Source organism: Streptomyces sp. NPDC093568 (assembly GCF_044764945.1).
Taxonomy (GTDB): Bacteria; Actinomycetota; Actinomycetes; order Streptomycetales; family Streptomycetaceae; genus Streptomyces.
The window spans coordinates 1,625,377-1,647,596 of sequence record NZ_JBIWJD010000001.1 but is presented as its reverse complement, the minus strand read 5'-3'; the positions used below and the strand labels follow the sequence as shown (position 1 = coordinate 1,647,596).

Here is a 22,220-nt window from a genome sequence, read left to right as displayed (position 1 = left end):
TTGCGCGGTCCTGGGGTGCCGTCGGGCACGGGCGGGTCACGCCGGCCGCTGCACGCGCTTCAGGGCCAGCTGGATGAGGCTGTCGGCGCCCATCGCGTCCAGGGATTCGGGCTGTCGGGGCGGCGCGGCGGGGGTGACGGGCCGCGGGTCCTCGGGGCCGGCGGGGCGGTCGGCGAGCCGGCGCAGCAGGTCCAGGACGCCGGACTCGCGGAGCCGGGCCGCCGGGATCGCGGTGAGCAGGTCCCGGACCTGTGGGTCGATGCCGTCGTCGGCGACGGCCGGTGCGGGCGCGGCGGTGCCGGCGAGGAGCCGGTCCCGCAGCAGCCGTACCAGGTCCTCGGGGGTGGGGTGGTCGAAGACGAGGGTGGCCGGGAGGGTGAGCGCGGTGGCGGCGCCGATCCGGTTGCGCAGGTCGACTGCGGTGAGCGAGTCGAAGCCGATGTCCTTGAAGGCACGGGTGGCCTCGACGGAGGCGGGTGAGGAGTGGCCGAGTACGGCGGCCACCTGGGTGCGGACCAGGTCCAGCAGGAGCTGGTCCTGCTCGGGGGCGGTCAGTGCGGCGAGCCGCGCGGTGAGGTTCTCGGCCGTGCCGGCCGCGTCCCGTGCGGCGGCCCGTCGCCTGCGGGTCGCGGGGACGAGGTCGCGCAGGACACCGGCCAGGTGGTCGGCGTGCTCGGCGAGGCCGGCCGGGCGCAGCGCGACGGGGACCGCGACGGGCTCGTTGACGCGCAGGGCGGCGTCGAGCAGAGCGAGAGCCTTCTCGCCGGGCAGGGCGGGGAAGCCCTGTCGGCGCATGCGGGCGAGTTCGGCCCGCGACAGGGTGCCGCCCATGCCCGCCTCGGTCTCCCACATGCCCCAGGCGAGGGACACGGCGGGCAGGCCCTGGGCGCGGCGGGCGGCGGCCAGCGCGTCGAGGGAGGCGTTGGCTGCGGCGTAGGCGGCCTGTCCGGCGGAGCCGATGACTCCGGCGACGGACGAGTACAGCACGAAGGCGTCCAGGAGGTGACCGGCGGTCAGTTCGTGCAGATGCCGGGCCGCGTCGGTCTTGGCGGCCAGGACCCGGGCGAGGCGCTCGCCGGTGAGGCCGGTGAGGACGCCGTCGTCGAGGACGCCGGCGGTGTGCACGACGGCGCTCAGCGGGACCCCGTCGAGGGCGGCGGCGAGCTGCTCGCGGTCGCTCACGTCGCAGGCGACGACGTCGACCCGGGCGCCCGACTCGGTGAGCGCGGCGCGCAGTTCGGCGGCGCCGGGTGCCTCGGGTCCCCGGCGGGAGAGCAGCAGCAGGTCGCGGACGCCGTGCCGTTCGACGAGGTGGCGGGCGAGCAGCGCGCCGAGGCCGCCGGTGCCGCCGGTGATCAGCACGGTGCCCGGCCGCGACCAGGGCGCGGGCACGGTCAGGACGACCTTGCCGATGTGCTTGGCCTGCTGCAGCAGCCGTAGCGCCTCGGGCGAGCGGGCGATGTCGAAAGCGGTCACCGGAACAGGCCGCAGCACACCCCGCTCGAACAGCTCCAGCAGTGCCGCGAGCATCTCACCGATGCGGTCGGGCCCGGCCTCGACGAGGTCGAACGCCCGGTACGACAGCCCGTGCTCGGCGGCGACCACGCCCGCGTCCCGGATGTCGGTCTTGCCCATCTCGACGAACCGTCCGCCGGGTCCGAGCAGACGCAGCGAGGCGTCGACGAACTCGCCGGCCAGCGAGTCGAGCACCACGTCCACCCCCGGCCGGAACCGGTCCTCGAACTCGGTCGTGCGGGACGAGGCGAGGTGGTCGGCGGGCACGCCGAGTGCGCGTACGGCGGGCCACTTGGCCTCGCTCGCCGTCGCGTACACCTCGGCCCCGAGATGCCGGGCGAGCTGTACGGCGGCCATGCCCACGCCACCGGCGGCGGCGTGGATCAGCACGGACTCGCCCTCCTGGAGCCCCGCGAGGTCGACCAGCGCGTAGTAGGCGGTGAGGAACACGATCGGCACGGACGCGGCCTGCTCGTACGTCCAGCTCCGCGGGATCGGCGCGAGCTGCCGGGCGTCGGCCACGGCGGTCGGGCCGAACGCCGCGTCGAGCATGCCCATCACGCGGTCACCGACGGCCAGGCGGTCCACGCCGGGGCCGGTCTCCACGACGATCCCCGCGCCCTCCAGGCCCATCCGGCCGGCGTCCCCGGGGTACATGCCCAGCACGTTCAGCACGTCTCGGAAGTTGACGCCGGCCGCGCGCATCGCGACCCGGACCTCGCCGGGGCCGAGCGGGCGGCGTTCCTCGGGGACGAGCGCGACACCGTCGAGGCGGCCCTGGTCGACGATGTCCAGCCGCCAGGCGTCACCGGCACCCGCCGGCGGGGCCAGCACCCCGTCACCGGCCATCCGGGCGAGACGTGGCAGCCACACCCGGCCCGCGCGTACCGCGAACTGCGTTTCACCGGTGTCTCGCAGGACGGCGGCGAGCGCGTCCGGTGAGGCGGGTTCGGCGTCGACGTCGGCGAGGGCGAACCGGCCGGGGTTCTCACTGATCGCGGTGCGGACCAGGCCCCACACACCGGCCGCGGCGACGTCCGGAGCCCCCTCGTCAGCGCCGACCTGTACGGCTCCAGCGGTCAGGACGACGAGACGGGATCCGGCGAACCGCTCGTCGGCCAGCCACTCCTGGAGCCGGGTGAGGACGCCGGTGACCGTGGCGGCCACGTCCTCGCCGTCGTGCGGGACGACCGGCAGCAGCACCGTCCCGGGTACGTCGCCCGCAGCGGCCAGCGTGTCGAGGTCCGGGTGCACGGTGGCGGGGACACTGGCCGGCGCGGTCCCCACGGCCGTCCACACGGTCCGGTCCGACACCGCCGCGAGCTCGGGGGCCGGGGTCCACCGCAGCCGGTACAGGTCATCGGGCCCGTTCGCGGCGGCGGTGAGCCGGTCCGGGGACAGCACGCGCAGCACGAGCGAGTGGATCTCCGCGACCGGCTCGCCCGCCGCGTCCGCGATGCGCAGGGCGACGTCCCCGCCGCCACGCGGGGTCAGCCGGGCCCGGACGGTGCCCGCGCCCACGGCGGTCAGCCGCACCCCGGACCACAGGAAGGGCAGCGAGCCGTCGGTGGTCTCAGTGTGCAGGCCGAGGCCGTGCAGGACGGTGTCCAGCAGGGCCGGGTGCAGCCCGTACGCCGCGGCGTCACCCGCGACGGGCTCCGGCAGCTCGGCCTCCACGAACAGATCGCCCTCGTGCCGCCACACCCTGCGCAGCCCGCGGAATGCGGGCCCGTAGCGGAGGCCGGCCGCGGTGAGCCGGTCGTACAGGTCGCCGAACTCCACGGGCTCGGCTCCGGCGGGTGGCCAAGCCGTCAAGTCCCAGTCGGGCGCGGCCGGTTCGGCGGCCTCCAGGGTGCCGGAGGCATGCAGCGTCCAGGGCTCGTCGGGCCCGGCCTCCTGCGCGCGGGCGTAGACGTGGAGCGTACGGCCGCCGTCCGGGGCGTCCTCGGCGTCCTCCGTCCCCACGGCGATCTGAAGCTGCACGGCACCGTGCTCGGGCAGCACGATCGGCGTCCGCAGCGCCAGCTCGGCCAGCTGCCCGGCACCGACGCGCTCGGCGGCCTGCAGCGCCAGTTCCACGAGGACCGTCCCCGGCACCACGACGGAGCCTGCCACGGCGTGGTCGCCCAGCCACGGATGCGTCCGCACCGACAGACTCGACGCGAGCAGCACCGCGTCCGAACCGGCCACCGGCACGGCGGCACCCAGCAGCGGATGGTCGGCCCTGACCAGTCCGAGCCCGTCGGCGTCGGAGAGCACGGGCGGGGCGTCGAGCCAGTACCGCCGGCGCTGGAAGGGGTAGGTGGGCAGGTCGACGCGGTGGGCGCCGGTGCCTTCGAAGAGGGCGGCCCAGTCGATGTCGCCGCCCTGGACGAAGAGTTCCGCACACGCGGTGAGCAGGGTCTCCGCTTCCGGGCGGTCCTTGCGGAGCGTCGAGACGGCCGAGACGTCACCGGCCAGCGCGGTCAGCACCGGATCCGGACCGATCTCCAGGAAGCGGGAAGCGCCAAGGTCGCGGGCGACGGTCAACGCGTCGTGGAAACGGACCGGCTTGACGATCTGATCGGCCCAATACTCAGCTGTCGTCCAGTCATTCTCACCGACAGTCGCGCCCGTCAGCGTGCTGACCGCCGCCACCGCCGGTCGGCGATACGTCACCTGCTCCGCCACGGCCGTGAACCCGGCCAGTATCGGCTCCATCAACGGCGAATGGAACGCATGCGACACACGCAGCCGCGTCGCCCGCCGACCCGCATCCCGAGCCCGCTCGGCAACGGCCTGAACAGCGGCCTCGGTCCCCGACACCACCACGGCCGTAGGCGAGTTGACCGCCCCCAGCACGGCACCGTCGACCAGCCACTCAGCAACCTCGGCCTCGGATGCCTCGACGGCGGCCATCGCACCGCCGGCCGGAAGCCCCTGCATCAGACGCGCACGAGCCGCCACCAGCCTTACGGCATCGGCGAGTTCGAACACTCCGCTCGCATACGCGGCGGCGAACTCACCCACCGAATGCCCCAGGACGACTCCCGGAGCCATCCCCCACGACCGCAGCAACGCGATCAACGCCACCTGCAACGCGAACAACCCCGACTGCGCATACCCCGTCGAGTCCTCCGCCTCCTCCGCGAACAACACCTCACGCAAAGACCGGTCAAACCCCAGCTCGCCGTCCAGCAGCCCACACACCTCGTCCAACGCCCCCGCGAACACCGGAAACGCCTCATACAACTCCCGGCCCATACCAGGCCGTTGACTCCCCTGGCCGGTGAACATCCACCCCGTACGGCCCTCCACGGTCGCCCCGGCGACGACCGGCTCGGCGAGTGCGGCGCGCAGGGTCTCGTGGTCGGGGCCCAGGACGACGGCTCGGTGTTCGAGCTTGGCCCGTGTCGTCGCCAGGGAGAGGCCGATGTCGAGCGGAGTGCCGGTCGCGGAGGCCAGGCGTTCGGCCTGGGCGTGCAGGGCGTCGGCCGTGCGGGCGGAGACGATCCAGGGGATGAGCGGGAGCCCGGTGGACGGGGTGAGGTCGGGCGCCCGGTGGGCGATCGGAGGTTCCTCGACCAGGACGTGGGCGTTGGTGCCGCTGATGCCGAAGGAGGAGACGCCGGCCCGGCGCGGACGTGCGGTGCGCGGCCACGGGCGTTCCTCGGTCAGGAGTTCAACGGCGCCGGCCTCCCAGTCGACGTGCGAGGAGGGGCCGTCGACGTGCAGGGTGCGCGGGAGGGTCTCGGCGTGCAGCGCCATGACCATCTTCATGACGCCGGCGACACCGGCGGCCGCCTGGGTGTGCCCGATGTTCGACTTGATGGAGCCGAGCCACAGGGGTTCCTCGCGGTCCTGGCCGTACGTGGCGAGCAGGGCCTGCGCCTCGATCGGGTCGCCGAGCCGCGTACCGGTGCCGTGCGCCTCCACGGCGTCCACGTCACCCGGCCGCAGACCCGCGGCGGCCAGGGCCTGCCGGATCACCCGCTGCTGCGAGGGACCGTTGGGAGCGGTGAGGCCGTTGGAGGCGCCGTCCTGATTGACGGCGGTGCCGCGGATCACGCCCAGCACCCGGTGGCCCCGGCGGCGGGCCTCGGACAGGCGCATGAGCACCAGCACGCCCGCGCCCTCGGCCCAGCCCGTGCCGTCGGCGCCCTCGGCGAAGGACTTGCACCGGCCGTCGGCGGCCAGGCCGCGCTGGCGGGAGAACTCCACGAAGGTCTGCGGGCTGGCCATCACGGTCACGCCGCCGGCCAGCGCGGTGCCGCACTCGCCGGACCGCAGGGCCTGGCAGGCCAGGTGCAGGGCGACGAGGGAGGAGGAGCAGGCGGTGTCGACGGTGACGGCCGGTCCCTCGAAGCCGAAGACGTAGGCGATCCGGCCGGAGAAGACGCTGCCCGCGTTGCCGTTGCCGAGGTAGCCCTCGACCTCGTCGGGGACGGTGTGCAGCCGGGCCGCGTAGTCGTGGTACATCAGGCCCGCGTAGACGCCGGTGTCCGAGCCGCGCAGCGAGGTCGGGTCGATGCCCGCCCGCTCCAGCGCCTCCCAGGACGTCTCCAGCAGCAGCCGCTGCTGCGGGTCCATCGCGAGGGCCTCGCGCGGGGAGATGCCGAACAGCTCGGCGTCGAAGTCGGCGGCGTCGTGCAGGAATCCGCCTTCCCGGACGTACGCGGTGCCCGGCCGGTCGGGGTCGGGGTCGTAGAGGCCGTCGAGGTCCCAGCCGCGGTCGGCCGGGAAGCCGGTGATGCCGTCGCCGCCGTCGGCGACCAGCCGCCACAGCTCCTCCGGGGAGGTGATGCCGCCGGGGTAGCGGCAGCCCATACCCACGATCGCGATGGGTTCGTCGCTGCCGGCCGGCCGTGCGGTGACGGCGGCGGCCTCGTGGGCCGGGTCCTCGCCCAGGAGCTCGCGGTGCACGAACGCGGCGAGGGCCGCCGGGCTGGGATGGTCGAAGACGAGGGTGGCCGGGAGGCGCAGGCCGGTCACCTTCCCGAGGTGGTTGCGCAGGTCCACGGCGGTCAGCGAGTCGAAGCCGATGTCCTTGAAGGCGCGGGTGGGGTCCACGGCGGCGGCGTCGACGTGGCCGAGCACTGCGGCGACCTGCGTCTGCACCAGGTCCAGCAGGGTCCGGTCCTGCTCTGCGCGGGGCAGGCCGCGCAGCCGGGCGGCGAGCGGCATGTCCGCACCGCCCGCGGTGCGCCGCGCCGGGCGCCTGCGGCGGGCGGCGGGCACCAGGCCGTGCAGTACGGCGGGCAGTGCGTCACCGCGTGCCGCCAGCGCGGCGGTGTCCAGGGCGGCCGGTACGAGGGCCGGTTCACCGATGCGGAGGGCGTCGTCGAGGAGGGCGAGCGCGTCGTCGGTGGCCAGCGCCGGGTAGCCGAGGCGGCGCATGCGCGCCACGTCCGTGTCGGTCAGGCGGCCGCCCATGCCGGCCGTGTGCTCCCACATGCCCCAGGCCAGGGAGGTCGCCGGCAGACCGCGCGCGTGGCGGCGGGCGGCGAGGGCGTCGAGTGCGGCGTTGGCGGCGGCGTAGGCGGCCTGGCCGGAGGAGCCGACGACTCCGGCGACGGCGGAGAACAGCACGAACGCGCTCAGGTCGCGGTCGGCGGTCAACGCGTCGAGGTGCAGGGCGGATTCGGTCTTCGCGGCGAGCACACGGGCCAGCCGGTCGGGGGTGAGGTCGGTGAGCACGCCGTCGTCGAGGACGCCGGCCGTGTGCACCACGGCCCTCAACGGCACGCCGGACAGGGCGGATTCGAGCGCGGTGCGGTCGGAGACGTCGCAGGCGGTGACGGTGACCCGGGCTCCGTGGGCCGTGAGGTGCCGGACCAGTTCGCCGGCGCCGGGCGCCTCGCCCCCGCTGCGCGAGAGCAGCAGCAGATCGCGTACGCCGTGCGCGGTGACGAGATGGCGGGCGACCAGGGCGCCGAGGCCTCCGGTGCCGCCGGTGATCAGTACGGTCCCCTCGCCGGTCCGGCCCGCCTCGCCGTCCGCCGCATCGGTCACCCGGGCGAGCCGGGGCTGGAGCACCTGCCCGTCGTGGAAGGCGAGCTGGGTCGCTCCGCCGTCGACGAGCGCGGCGACCCGCTCGGTGAGCGCCTGCCACGACTCCGGCGTTCCCTCGGTGTCAGCGAGGGCGAACCGGTCGGGGTGCTCGCTGATCGCCGTACGGACCAGACCCCATACGGCGCCGCCGGCCGGGTCGGTGAGGGCGCCCGTGGTGACGACGACCAGTCGGCTGTCGGCGAGTTCGGGTTCGGCCAGCCAGCCCTGGAGCACGTCGAGAACCCCGGAGGCGGCTTCGGCGGGAGCCTGCCCGGCGGCGACGGGCAGCAGGACGGCGGCCGGAGGAGTCGTCTCGGCGCCGGTCAGCGCCTGGAGGTCGGCGAACACGGTGACGCCGGCCGGCAGGGGATCGGTGTCCCCGAGCGCGGCCAGGTCCGTGGCCGACCCCGCAGGCACGGCCGGGACCGGGGTCCACCGCAGCCGGTACAGCTGACGGGCGTCACCGGCGCCCACCTCACCCGCCGCCACCGGACGCAGCACCAACTGGGCGATCTCGGCGACCGGTTCACCGACGGCGTCGGCGATGCGCACGGCCACCGCGCCCGGGGCGCCGACGCTCAGCCGGGCTCGTACGGCGGACGCGCCGACGGCGGCCGGGAAGACACCGGACCACAGGAAGGGCAGCAGCGCCTTACGACGCCCCTCCCCCGCCTCCACATCGGCCTCGGTGTCGTCGATGCCGAGCGCGTGCAGCACGGCGTCGAGGAGGGCGGGGTGCAACGCGAAGGCGGACGCGTCGTCGGCCGTGGGCTCGGGCAGCTCCGCCTCGACATACAGGTCGTCGCCGTCCCGCCACAGGGAACGCAGCCCCTGGAAGGCCGGGCCGTACACCATGCCGGTCTCGGCGAGGCGCGCGTACAGACCGTCGACCGCCACGGGCTCGGCGCCGGCCGGCGGCCAGGCGCGCAGGTCCCAGTCGTGCCCGGCGGACGGCGCCACGGCGAGGGTGCCGGTGGCGTGCAGCGTCCACGGCTCGTCGTCGGGCACCCCGTCCGGCCGGGCGTGGATGAGCACGGCACGGCTGCCGTCGGCCCCGGCCGGCTCGACCGACGTCTGCACCTGTACGGCACCGTCGTGAGCCACCACCAGCGGGGCGCGCAGCGTCAGCTCGTCCACGCCGTGGAGACCGGCGTGATCGGCGGCCTGGACGGCGAGTTCGAGCAGCGCGGCACCGGGGACGACGACCGTGCCGTCAACCGTGTGGTCGCCGAGCCAGGGGTGCGTGCGCACGGACAGCCGCGAGGTCAGGACGGCCGTGTCGGAACCGGCCAGCCGTACGGCAGCGCCGAGCATCGGATGCCGGGTCGCGCCGAGTCCGAGCCCGCCGGCGTCCATGACCGGCCGGGCGGGTTCGAGCCAGTAGCGGCGGTGCTCGAAGGGGTAGGTGGGCAGGTCGACGCGGTGGGCGCCGGTGCCTTCGAAGAGGGCGGCCCAGTCGATGTCGGCGCCCTGGACGAAGAGTTCCGCGCAGGCGGTGAGCAGGGTCTCCGCTTCCGGGCGGTCCTTGCGGAGCGTCGAGACGGCCGAGACGTCACCGGCCAGCGCGGTCAGGACCGGATCCGGACCGATCTCCAGGAAGCGCGAGGCGCCAAGGTCGCGGGCGGCGGTCAACGCGTCGTGGAAACGGACCGGCTTGACGATCTGATCGGCCCAATACTCAGCTGTCGTCCAGTCATTCTCACCGACAGTCGCGCCCGTCAGCGTGCTGACCGCCGCCACCGCCGGTCGGCGATACGTCACCTGCTCCGCCACCGCCGTGAACTCGGCCAGCACCGGCTCCATCAACGGCGAATGGAACGCATGCGACACACGCAGCCGCGTCGCCCGCCGACCCGCATCCCGAGCCCGCTCGGCAACGGCCTCAACTGCCGTCTCCGTACCGGATATCACCACGGCCGTAGGAGAGTTGACGCCCGCGATCACGGCGCCCTCCGCCAGCCAGCCGTCGACCTCGGCCTCGGACGCCTCGACGGCGGCCATGGCGCCACCCTCGGGCAGCGCCTGCATCAGACGCGCGCGAGCCGCCACCAGCCGTACCGCATCAGCGAGGTCGAACACCCCACCCGCATACGCGGCGGCGAACTCCCCCACCGAATGCCCCAGCACCACCCCAGGAGCCATCCCCCACGACCGCAGCAACGCGATCAACGCCACCTGCAACGCGAACAACCCCGACTGCGCATACCCCGTCGAGTCCTCCGCCTCCTCCGCGAACAACACCTCCCGCAAAGGCCGGTCAAAACCGAGCTCGCCGTCCAGCAGCCCACACACCTCGTCCAACGCCCCCGCGAACACCGGGAACCCCTCATACAACTCCCGGCCCATACCGGGCCGTTGACTCCCCTGGCCGGTGAACATCCACCCCGTACGGCCTTCGCCGACCGATCCGGTGATCGCCCCCTCGGTCACGCCGAGGACGGCTCGGTGGTCGAGCGTGGCTCGGCCGCCGGCCAGGGAGAGGCCGATGTCGAGGGGGTTCGCGTCGAGCGAGGTGAGGCGTTCGATCTGGGCTCGCAGGGCGGTGGCGGTGCGGGCGGAGACCGCCCAAGGGACCGGTCCCCGGTGAAGTCGCCGCGGTTCCGGCAGGGAGGAGGCCGCCGGGGCCTCTTCGAGGATGACGTGGGCGTTGGTGCCGCTGATGCCGAAGGAGGAGACGCCGGCCCGGCGCGGTCGCTCGCCGCGCGGCCAGTCGTGCTCGTCGGTGAGCAGGCTCACCGCGCCGGCGGTCCAGTCGACGTGCGAGGACGGGGCGTCGACGTGCAGGGTGCGCGGGAGGGTCTCGGCGTGCAGCGCCATGACCATCTTGATGACGCCCGCGACGCCGGCGGCGGACTGGGTGTGGCCGATGTTGGACTTCACGGAGCCGAGCAGCAGGGGCTGGTCGCGGTCCTGGCCGTAGGTCGCGAGGAGGGCCTGCGCCTCGATCGGGTCACCCAGGCGCGTGCCCGTGCCGTGCGCCTCGACGGCGTCCACGTCACCCGGCCGCAGACCCGCGGCGGCCAGGGCCTGCCGGATCACCCGCTGCTGCGAGGGACCGTTGGGAGCGGTCAGGCCGTTGGAGGCGCCGTCCTGGTTGACGGCGGATCCTCGGACGACTGCCAGCACCCGGTGCCCGCGCCGTTCGGCCTCGGACAGGCGCATGAGCACGAGCACGCCGGCGCCCTCGGACCAGCCGGTGCCGTCGGCCGCCTCGGCGAAGGGCTTGCAGTGGCCGTCGGGGGCGAGGCCGCGCTGGCGGGAGAACTCGACGAACGCCGTGGGGTTGGCCATGACGGTGGCGCCGCCCGCGAGGGCCGTGTCGCACTCGCCGGAGCGCAGCGCCTGGCAGGCCAGGTGCAGGGCGACCAGGGCGGAGGAGCAGGCGGTGTCGACGGAGACAGCCGGGCCTTCGAGGCCGAGGACGTAGGAGAGGCGGCCCGAGGCGACGCTGGGGGTGCTGCCGGTGAGGAGGTAGCCGGCGGACTCCCCGTCGGCCTCGTGCACGGAGCCGCCGTAGCCGTTGGCGGAGACGCCCGCGTAGACGCCGGTCGCGGTGCCGCGCAGGGAGGTCGGGTCGAGGCCGGCGCGCTCCAGTGCCTCCCAGGCCGTCTCCAGCAGCAGGCGCTGCTGCGGGTCCATCGCGAGGGCCTCGCGCGGGCTGATGCCGAACAGCTCCGCGTCGAAGCCCGCGACGTCCGGGATGAAGCCGCCGCGTCCGGCGAACGGGGTACCGAGGGCGGTGGAGGTGGACTCCAGGAGGCCGGGGATGTCCCAGCCGCGGTCGTCGGGGAACGGCGACATGCGGTCCTCGCCGGCCGTGAGGACGTCCCAGAGGTCCTCCGGGGAGCTGATGCCGCCGGGGAAGCGGCAGCCCATGCCGATGACGGCGACGGGTTCGTCGTCGGCGGTGCGGGCGGCTGCCGTGACGGCGGTGCCCGTGCCGAGGAGGCGGTCGCGCAGGTGGGTGGTGAGGGCCGCCGGGGTGGGGTGGTCGAAGACGAGGGTGGTGGGCAGGGCCAGTTCGGTGCGTGTGGCGAGCCGGTCGCGCAGGTCGACGGCCGTGAGGGAGTCGAACCCGAGGTCCTTGAAGGCGCGTTCGGGGTCGATGCCGGCCGGGGAGCCGTGGCCGAGGACGGCGGCGACCTGGGACCGTACGACGTCGAGGAGAGTGCGGTCCTGTTCGGCGGGGGGCAAGGCGCGCAGGCCGCGGGCGAGTTCGCCGTCGGGTGTGTCGGGTGTCGTTGCCTGGGCGGCGGTGACCTCGGGCAGGTCGGCGATGAGCGGGCTGGGCCGGGTGAAGGTGAAGGTGGGGGCGAAGCGCTCCCAGTCCACGTCGGCGACGGTGACGCAGGTGCGGTCCGCGAGGAGTGCCTGCTCCAGCGCGGTGAGGGCGCTGTCCGGCGCGAGGAGGGCGAGGCCCCGTTCGGTGAGGTGTTCGGCGACGCCTTCGTCGGCCGCCATGCCGCCGCCGTTCCACGGCCCCCAGGCGACGGATGTGGCGGGCAGACCGGTGGCGCGGCGGTGCTGGGCGAGGGCGTCGAGGTAGGCGTTGCCGGCGGCGTAGGCGGCCTGGCCGCCGCTGCCCCAGACGGCGGCCACGGAGGAGAACAGCACGAACAGGTCGAGGTCGAGGTCCGCGGTCAGTTCGTGGAGGTGCCTCGCCCCGGTGACCTTGGCGGCGACCACCTGGGCGAGGCTGTTCTGGGTGGTGTCGGCGAGCGGTGTGTTCTGCGGGAGCCCGGCCGTGTGGACGACGCCGGTCAGGGGCGTCTCGGCGGGGATCGAGGCGATCAGATCGGCCAGTGCGTCACGGTCGCCGACGTCGCAGGCGGCGAGGGTGACGCGGGTGCCGTGCGCGGTGAGTTCCGCGCGCAGGGTGTCGGCGCCGGGGGCGTGGGCGCCGTTGCGGGAGACCAGGAGCAGGTGTTCGGCGCCCCGGGCGGCGAGGTGCCGGGCGACATGGGCGCCGAGCGCGCCCGTGCCGCCGGTGATCAGTACGGTGCCGGGGCGTGCCGGGAGCGCGCCGGTGGTGTCGCCGCGCGGGTCGCGGGCGAGGCGGGCGGCATGGACGCCGGAGGCGCGGACGGCCAGCTGGTCCTCCGTGCCGGGGGCGGCGAGGACGGCCGCGAGGCGCTGCCAGGCGTCGGGGCCGGCCTCGTCGGGGAGGTCGACGAGGCCGCCCCACAGGTGGGGCAGTTCGAGGGCGGCGGTGCGGCCGAAGCCCCAGATCTGCGCCTGGTCGGGGCGGGTGAGCGGTTCGCCGGAGGTGACGGCGACGGCGGAGCGGGTGACGGACCAGACGGGGCTTTGCGGTCCGGCGGCGGTCAAGGCTTGAAGGAAGTGCAGGTGAAGCGTGGGGAGGCCGTCGTCCGCGGGCAGCAGGACGATGCCGTCCGGGGCGTATTCGCGGATGCGGGCGGTGAGTTCGCCGGCCTCGGGCGAGCCGGGCACAGTGAGGAGCTCGGCGTCGGCGCCCGCCGCGCGCAAGGCGTCGAGGCAGGCCCCGCTGTCCTGGTTGCCGGCGGGGGCGGCGATCAGCCAGCGGCCGGTCAGGCGGGCCGTGCGGGGTATCGGTACCGGCTTCCACACCACGCGGTAGCGCAGGCGGTCCAGCGCGGTGCGTTCCTCGTGCCGTCGCCGCCACCGCGTCAGGGCCGGGAGCAGCGCGTCGAGTGAGGCGCCCTCGGGCAGGCCCAGTTCGCCGGCCACGGTGGCGGGGTCGGCGGTGTCGAGCAGGTGCCAGAAGACGTCCTCGGAGCCCTCGCCGGTGGGGTGGTGGGCGGTGCGGTCGGCGAGCCAGAAGCGTTCGTGCTGGAAGGCGTACGTGGGCAGGTCGGTGAGGTGGGCGCCTGTGCCGCGGAAGATCTGCGTCCAGTCGACGTGGGTGCCGCGTGCGAAGAGTTCGCCCACGGCGGTGAGCAGGGTCTGCGGCTCGGCGCGGCCCGCGCGCAGGGCGGCGACGGCCGCGGTCAGGTCGGGGGCGGTGCGCTGGGCGAGGGCGGCGAGGACCGGATCGGGGCCGAGTTCCAGCAGGCGGGTGACGCCGAGTTCGCCGGTCGCGGTGCGCACGGCGTCGTGGAAGAGCACGGGCCGCTGTACCTGGCGTACCCAGTAGTCGGCGCTCGCCCAGTCGTCGTCGCCGAGGGGCCGGCCGGTGACGGTGCTGACGGCCGGTATGCGGGGCCGCCGGTAGGTGAGTTCGCCGGCGACGGCGGCGAACTCGGCCAGCATGGGCTCCATCAGCGGCGAGTGGAAGGCGTGCGACACCTTGAGCCGGGTGACGCGCCGGCCCTGCTCGCGCGCGAGGGTGAGGACGGCCTCCACGGCGGCTTCGGTGCCGGAGACGACCACGGCCGATGGTGCGTTGACGGCGGCGACGACCACGTCGTCGGTCAGCCAGGGCGCGATCTCGTCGGGGTCCGCCTCGATCGCCGCCATGGCGCCGCCTTCGGGCAGCCCCTGCATCAGCCGGGCTCGGGCGGCCACCAGCCGTACGGCGTCGGTCAGTTCGAGGACGCCCGCGGTGTGGGCGGCGGCCAGCTCGCCGATGGAGTGGCCGACGAGCGCGTCGGGGGCGAGTCCCCATGAGCGCAGCAGCTCGGCGAGGGCGACTTGCAGAGCGAACAGGGCTGCCTGCGCGTAGCCGGTGCGGCCCAGCAGCGCGGACTCGGGGCCGTCCTCCGGGGCGAACATCACGGTGCGCAGGGGCGTGTCGAAGCCCAGCTCGGCGTCCAGCAGCGCGCACACCTCGTCCAGCACGGCCGCGAACTCCGGGAACGCCTCGTACAACTCCTGTCCCATACCGAGGCGTTGGCTGCCCTGACCGGTGAACGCCCACACCGTGCGCCCCTCGCCCGCCACCGAGGTGACCAGCGCGGTCGTGTCGCCGTCGGCGAGGGCGGCGGCGGCCGCGGTCAGGGTGTCGGTGTCGGCGCCGACGAGGACGGCTCGGTGGTCGAGGGCGGCTCGGGCGGTGGCGAGCGTGCGGCCGACGTCGGCGGGGGCGAGGCCGGGCCGGTCGGCGAGGTGGGTGACGAGGCGGGCGGCCTGGGCGCGCAGGGCCTGGCGGGTGCGGCCGGAGAGGATCCAGGGCACGGTGCCGGCCGCGCGGGCCGGGGCCGCGGTCTCGGCTCGCGGCGGCTCCTCCAGGATGAGGTGGGCGTTGGTGCCGCTGATGCCGAAGGCGGAGACACCGGCCCGACGGGGACGCCCGCCGGGCGCCCAGGGCTGGGTCTCGGTGAGCAGGCGCACGGCGCCGGAGTCCCAGTCGACGCGGCTGGAGGGGGCGTCGACGTGCAGGGTGGGCGGGAGCTGGCCGGCGCGCAGGGCCAGCACCATCTTCATCACGCCGGCCGCGCCCGCCGCCGCCTGGGTGTGGCCGATGTTGGACTTCACCGAGCCGAGCCACAGAGGCTCGTCGCGGTCCTGGCCGTAGGTGGCGAGCAGGGCCTGCGCCTCGATCGGGTCGCCGAGGCCGGTGCCGGTGCCGTGCGCCTCGACCGCGTCGACGTCGCCGGGCCGCAGTCCGGCCGCGGCCAGCGCCTGCCTGATCACCCGCTGCTGGGAGGGCCCGTTGGGGGCGGTGAGGCCGTTGGAGGCGCCGTCCTGGTTGACGGCGGAGCCGCGCAGCACGGCGAGCACGGGGTGGCCGGCGCGGCGCGCGTCGGAGAGGCGTTCCAGTACGAGGACGGCGGCGCCCTCGGACCAGCCGGTGCCGTCGGCGCCCTCTGCGAAGGCCTTGCAGCGGCCGTCGGCGGACAGGGCGCGCTGCCGGGAGAACTCGACGAAGATGCCCGGCGTGGCCATCACGGTCACCCCGCCGGCGAGGGCGGTGCGGCACTCGCCCTGGCGGATGGCCTGGGCGGCGAGGTGCAGGGCCACCAGCGCGGAGGAGCAGGCGGTGTCGACGGTGAGGGCGGGGCCCTCCAGGCCGAGGGTGTAACTGACGCGGCCGGACAGGACGCTGGCGGCGGAGCCGGTGGCGACGTAGCCCTCGACGTCCTCGCCCGGGGTGTGGGCGGTCTCGCGGTAGTCCTGTCCGTTGGTTCCGGCGAACACGCCGGTGGCCGAGCCGCGCAGGGACAGCGGGTCGATGCCCGCCCGCTCCAGGGCCTCCCAGGACGTCTCCAGCAGCAGGCGCTGCTGCGGGTCCATCGCGAGGGCCTCGCGCGGGGAGATGCCGAACAGTTCGGCGTCGAAGTCGGCGGCGTCGTGCAGGAATCCGCCGACGCGGGCGTAGGTGGTGCCGGTGTGGCCGGGGTCCGGGTGGTAGAGGCGCTCGACGTCCCAGCCGCGGTCCTCGGGGAACGGCGTGAGGCCGTCCGCGCCGGAGGCGAGCAGGTCCCACAGCTGGTCGGGGGTGGTGACGCCGCCGGGGAAGCGGCAGCCCATGCCGACGATCACGACCGGGTCGTCGTCGGCGCCGACGGGGGCGAGGGCGGGGCCGCCGCGCTCGATCTCGTCGGTCGTGACACCGAGGAGCTGGGTGCGCAGGAACGCCGCGAGCGCGGTGGGGGTGGGGTGGTCGAAGACGAGGGTGGCGGGCAGGGACAGGGCGGTGGCGGCGGCGACCCGGTGGCGCAGGGCGACGCCGGTGAGCGAGTCGAAGCCGAGGTCCTTGAAGGCGCGTCCGGCGTCGACGGCGGTCCGGTCGGCGTGCCCGAGGACGGCGGCGACCTGGTCGAGGACGAGGTCGAGCAGCAGCCGGTCCTGTTCCGCGGGGGTACGGCTGGAGAGTTCGGCGCCGAGGGCGCTCGCTGCCGGTGCGGCCGGTCCGCCGTCGGCGGCGGGCCGGCCGGCTTCCGGCAGGTCGGCTTCCGGCAGGTCGGCGAGGAGCGGTCGAGGGGTGTACGCGGCGGCGGCGAACCGCTGCCAGTCGACATCGGCGACGGTCGTGCGGGTGACGTCCTCGTCGAGGGCGCACTGGAGCACGTCGAGGGCACGGGACGGCTCCAGGGGTCGTATGCCCTGGCGGCGGAAGTGCTCGGCGACGGTCTCGTCGGCCGCCATGCCGCCCCCGCCCCAGGGGCCCCAGGCGATCGAGGTCGCCGGCAGTCCGGCGGCGCGGCGGTGTTCGGCGAGCGCGTCGAGGCGGGCGTTGGCGGCGGCGTAGGCGGCCTGGCCCGCGTTGCCCAGTACCGCGGTGATGGAGGAGAACAGGACGAAGGCGTCCAGTTCCCTCTCCCGCGTCAGCTCGTGCAGGTGCTCGGCGGCCTCGGCCTTCACGGCGAGGACGCGGGCCAGCCGCTCGGGGGTGAGGTCGGCGGCGAGCCCGTCGTCGAGGACGCCCGCGGCGTGGACGACGGCGGTCGGCTCGTGGGCGGCCACGACGGCCGCGAGGGCGTCGCGGTCGGCGACGTCACCCGCGACCCAGGTGACGGCGGTGCCGCACTGGCGGAGTTCCGCGGTGAGTTCGGCGGCTCCCGGGGCGTCGGGTCCGCGCCGTGACATCAGGACGAGGTGCCGCGCGCCGCCGGTCGCGAGCCACCGGGCGAGGTGGCCGCCCAGGGCGCCGGTGGCGCCGGTGAGCAGGACGGTGCCGCGCGGGCGCCAGGCGCGCGCGGGAGGTGCCGGGCGGTCGGGCACCAGCCGGGCGGCGTGGACGCCTGTGGCCCGCACGGCGAGCTGGTCCTCCCCCGCTCCCCCGGCGGCGAGCACGGCCACGACCCGCTGCCAGAGCCGGGGTCGCGGCTGGTCCGGCAGGTCGATCAGGCCGCCCCAGCGGTCGGGCTGCTCCAGCGCCAGGACCCGGCCCAGTCCCCATACGGCGGCCTGCTCGGGATGCGCGGGACCCGTACCGCCGGACACGGCCACGGCGCCGAAGGTCACGCACCACAGCCGGGTCTGCGCAAGCGCCTGCGTCAGCGCGAGCACCTGTACGGGGTCGGTGAGCAGGGACAGCACGCCCGCGTACGACGTCTGCGCCCCGGCGGGGCCGGTCGCGACCGTCACGTCGGCGCCGGCCGCGCGCAGCGCCTCTTCGGCCGCGTCGACCAGTTCGGCGGGCGCGTCCTCGTCGACCGCGAGCAGCCAGGCTCCGTGCAGGGCGCCCGACGCGGGCGTACGGACCGGCCGCCAGGTGACGCGGTAGCGCAGGCCGGCGAGCAGCGACTCCTCGCGGCGCTTGCGGCGCCAGTCGGCGAGCACCGGCAGCACGGCGTCCAGCGGGGCGCCGCTGTCCACGCCCAGCTCTCCGGCGAGCGAGTCGGCGTCGCCCTGGTCGACCAGGTCCCAGAACCCGCCGTCGGCGACGCCGTCGCTGCCGGCCGGGCGTGCGGCCCGGACGTGGTCGGGCAGCCAGTACCGCTGTCGCTGGAAGGCGTAGGTGGGCAGGTCGACGCGGCGGGCGCCGGTGCCTGCGAACAGCGCGGACCAGTCGACCGCGGCGCCCCGGACGAAGAGTTCGGCGACGCAGGTGAGCAGCGTCTCGGCCTCCGGGCGGTCCCTGCGCAGGGTCGCGGCGGCCGGTACGCCGTCGGCCAGCGCGGTGAGCACGGGATCGGGACCGATCTCCAGGAAGCGCCCGGCGCCGAGGTTTCGGGCCGCGGTCAACGCGTCGTGGAAGCGCACCGGCTTGACGATCTGCTCCGCCCAGTAGGCGGGGGTCGTCCAGTCGCCGTCGGACAATGGGGCGCCGGTGGCCGTGCTGACCGCCGCGACGGACGGCCGGTGATAGGTGACCCGCTCGGCGGCCGCCGTGAACCCGGCCAGTGCCGGCTCCATCAGCGGCGAGTGGAACGCGTGCGACACGCGCAGTCGCGTGGCACGCCGGCCGGCGTCCCCGGCTCGCTCGGCGACGGCGTCGACCGCCTCCTTCGTACCGGAGACCACCACGGCCGACGGCGAGTTGACGGCGGCGATCACCGCGCCGTCGGCCAGCCAGCCGGTGACCTCCGACTCCCCGGCTTCGATCGCCGCCATCGCACCGCCCTCGGGCAGCGCCTGCATCAGCCGTGCCCGGGCGGCCACCAGCCGTACGGCGTCGGAGAGTGCGAACACCCCGGCCGCGTACGCGGCGGCGAACTCGCCCACCGAGTGGCCCAGCAGCAGCTCCGGCCGCATGCCCCAGGAGCGCAGCAACTCCACCAGCGCGACCTGAAGGGCGAACAGGGCGGACTGCGCGTATCCGGTGCCGTGCTCCGGTTCCTCGGCGAACAGGACGTCCTTCAGGGGCCGTTCGAAGCCGAGTTCGGCGTCGAGCAGCTCGCACACCTCGTCCAGTGCCGCCGCGAACACGGGGAAGGCAGCGGCGAGTTCGCGGCCCATGCCGGGCCGCTGGCTGCCCTGGCCCGTGAACATCCACGCCGTACGGCCCTCCGCCACCGCCCCGGTGACGACGGGGCCGGGGTGGAGGGCGACGGCGCGGTGTTCGAGGGTGGCGCGGGTGGTGGCGAGGGACAGGCCGATGTCGAGGGGGTCCGCGTCGAGTGCGCTCAGGCGCTCCAGTTGGTCACGCAGCGCCTGCTCGCCGCGCGCCGAGACGGCCCACGGGACCACGGGCGGCCGGGTGACCGGCTCCTTTGCGGACTCCTCGGTGGCGGGGGCCTCTTCGAGGACCAGGTGGGCGTTGGTGCCGCTGATGCCGAAGGAGGAGACGCCGGCCCGGCGCGGGCTTGTGCCGCGCGGCCAGGGGCGTTCCCGCTGGAGCAGCCGCAGCGAGCCGTGCGACCAGTCGATGTGCGGGGAGGGCTCGTCGGCGTGCAGGGTGCGCGGCAGCCGCTCCTCGCGCAGGGCCATGACCATCTTGATGACGCCGGCGACACCCGCGGCGGCCTGGGTGTGGCCGATGTTGGACTTCAGCGAGCCCAGCCACAGGGGTTCGTCGCGGTCCTGGCCGTAGGTCGCCAGCAGCGCGTGCGCCTCGATGGGGTCGCCCAGGCGCGTGCCGGTGCCGTGTGCCTCGACGGCGTCGACGTCCGCCGGGGACAGGCCGGCGGCCGCGAGGGCCTGGCGGACGACGCGCTGCTGGGCGGGGCCGCTGGGGGCGGTCAGGCCGTTGGAGGCGCCGTCCTGGTTGACGGCGCTGCCACGGATCACCGCGAGCACTTCGCGGCCCTGGCGTCGCGCCTCGGACAGCGGCATCAGGACGAGCATCCCGGCGCCCTCGCTGAGCGAGAACCCGTCGGCCCGCGCGGAGAAGGCCTTGCAGCGACCGTCAGGGGCGAGAGCGCGCTGGCGGGAGAACTCGGCGAACATCTCCAGGCTCGGCAGGACGGTCGCGCCCCCGGCGAGGGCGGTCGTCGCGGCGCCGCCGCGCAGGGCCTCGCAGGCGAGGTGGAGGGCGACCAGGGAGGAGGAGCAGGCGGTGTCGACGGTGAGGGCGGGGCCCTCCAGGCCGAGGGTGTAGGAGATGCGGCCGGAGGCGACGCTGACGGAGTTGCCGGTGAGGACGTGCCCGGCCACGTCGGTGGAAGCGGTGGCGGCCGCCCGGTCGTAGTCGACCGTCATCAGGCCGAGGTAGACGCCGGTGGCGGTGCCGCGCAGTGTCTGCGGGTCGATGCCCGCGCGTTCCAGGGCCTCCCAGGCCGTCTCCAGCAGCAGCCGCTGCTGCGGGTCCATCGCGAGGGCCTCGCGCGGGCTGATGCCGAAGAAGGCGGCGTCGAAGTCGGCGGCGTCGCGCAGGAACCCGCCTTCGCGCTGGAGGAACCCGCCGGGTGCGGTGCCGCTGGGGTCGTAGCGTCCCTCGATGTCCCAGCCGCGGTCGTCGGGCAGCGGGGTGACGGCGTCGGTGCCGTCCAGCAGGAGCTGCCACAGGGCCTCGGGCGAGTCGGCGTCACCGGCGAAGCGGCAGGCCATGCCGACGACGGCGATGGGTTCGCCGGCGTGCGTGTGCGCGGCAGGGGTGGCCGGGGCGGTGGTGCCGTGGAGCTGGTCGTGGAGGTGATGGCCGAGGGCGGCGGGGGTCGGGTAGTCGAAGGCGACGGTGGGGGCGAGGGACAGTCCGGTCGCGGCGCGCAGCCGGTCGCGGATCGCGACGGCGGTGGCGGACTCGACGCCCTGGTCGCGGAAGGAGATGTGGGCGGGCGCGGTGCCGGTCAGTTCGAGCAGCTCGGCGACCTGGGTGCGGACGAGTTCGACGAGGGCGGTGCGCCGGTCGGGTTCGGGCAGGCCGGCGAGGCGGTCGCGGAGGGCGGCGGCCTGGACGCCGAGGGGTGTCCCGGCGGTGTCGGGGTCCTCGACGGCGGCGGCGTCGGCGAGTTCGGTGGGCAGGTCGGCCGGGTCGGTGGCCGGGTCGTGCAGGGCGGCCCAGTCGGGTTCGCCGCCGTCGGCCCAGTATGCGGCGACGGCTCGGTGGAAGCGGTCGGCGTGCCCCGCGTCCCGGCGCAGCGTGCTGTGGACGGTGCCGGTGACGCCCGCGCGGGTGAGGAGGGTTTCGAGGCCGGGGGCGAGCAGGGGATGCGGGCTGACCTCCAGGAAGTGGCGGTGGCCCGCGTCGAGGGCGGTGCGGACGGCGGCGACGAACTCGACCGTGTCGCGCAGGCAGGCGGCCCAGTGGTCGCCGTCGAGGGTGACGCCGTCGACGGCCGTGCCGGCGGAGGCCGCGTAGAAGGGGACGCGGGCCGGGCGCGGGGTGAGGCCGGTGAGGTCGGCGCGGATACGGTCGGTGATCGCGTCGATGTGCGGCGAGTGGGCGGCGACGCCGTAGTCGACGGTGCGGGCGCGGATGCCGTCGGCGGTCAGCTCGGCGAGGAGTTCGGCCGCCGCGTCGGCGTCGCCGGAGACGACCCCGTTGTCGGGGCCGTTGACAGCGGCGAGGACGAGCCGGCCCCGCCAGGGCGCGAGGCGTTCCCGCAGCCGTTCGACGGGCAGCAGCACGGACACCATGTCGCCGCGGCCGTGCAGGGCGCGCTGCGCGGTGCCCCAGCTCGCGGCGACGCGGGCCGCGTCGTCCAGGGTCAGGGCGCCCGCGACACAGGCGGCGGCGATCTCGCCGAGGCTGTGCCCGACGACCGCCGAGGGCCCCACCCCGACGCTCTCCCAGAGGGCGGCCAGCGACACCATGACGGCGAACAGGGCGGGCTGGGTGAGCTCGGGCGTGTCCAGGTCGGTGGCCCCACGCAGGACTTCCACGACGTCGTGGTCGAGGTGCGGGGCGAGAGCGTCGGCGCACTCGGCCATGCGGCGGGCGAACACCGGCGAGGTGTCGAGGAGTTCGCGGGCCATACCGGGCCACTGGGAGCCGTGGCCGGGGAAGACGAGGACGGGTCCGCTGTCCCGGGCGAGGGGCCGGCCCTCGGTGACGTGGTCGCTGGGGCTGCCGTCGGCGAGCGCGTCCAGGGCCGCGGTGAGGTCCTCGGGGGTGGTCGCGGTGAGCGCGGCACGGCAGGGGTGAGCGGGGTCGGCGCTGTTCAGCAGGGCCGCCGCGACGCGGTCCGGCGGCGCTCCGTCACGGACGAGGGTCCGCAGGACGTGGGCCTGCTCCCGAACGGCCCGGGTGCCGCGTCCGGTCAGGAGCCAGGGGCGTGGGGTGCCCGCGAACGGACGGGTGGCCGAGGTGGAGCGAGCTTGTTCGGACACGTTCTCTCCCGCGGATGACTCGTCGCCACGTTTTCGGAATCTGGACCGGACCTGTGGGGGGGCGTCGGGCGCACGGCGGCCGGGAATGTGGGGGTGTGGCCTGATCCGTTCGCGCTTCGGGTTCGATTATTCGGACGGTCGACTGGGGGAAACACAAG

1 protein-coding gene is annotated in these 22,220 nt (G+C 75.3%); it reads right to left on the bottom strand.

Going from position 1 to position 22,220, the window contains the following annotated elements; all coding sequences use genetic code 11:
- Positions 1-36: 36 nt before the first annotated feature.
- A complete protein-coding gene (locus ACIRD7_RS06485) occupies positions 37-22,062 on the bottom strand; it encodes a type I polyketide synthase (RefSeq protein WP_403450512.1) in 22,026 nt (7,341 codons plus the stop codon).
- Between the last annotated feature and the right edge of the window lie 158 nt (positions 22,063-22,220).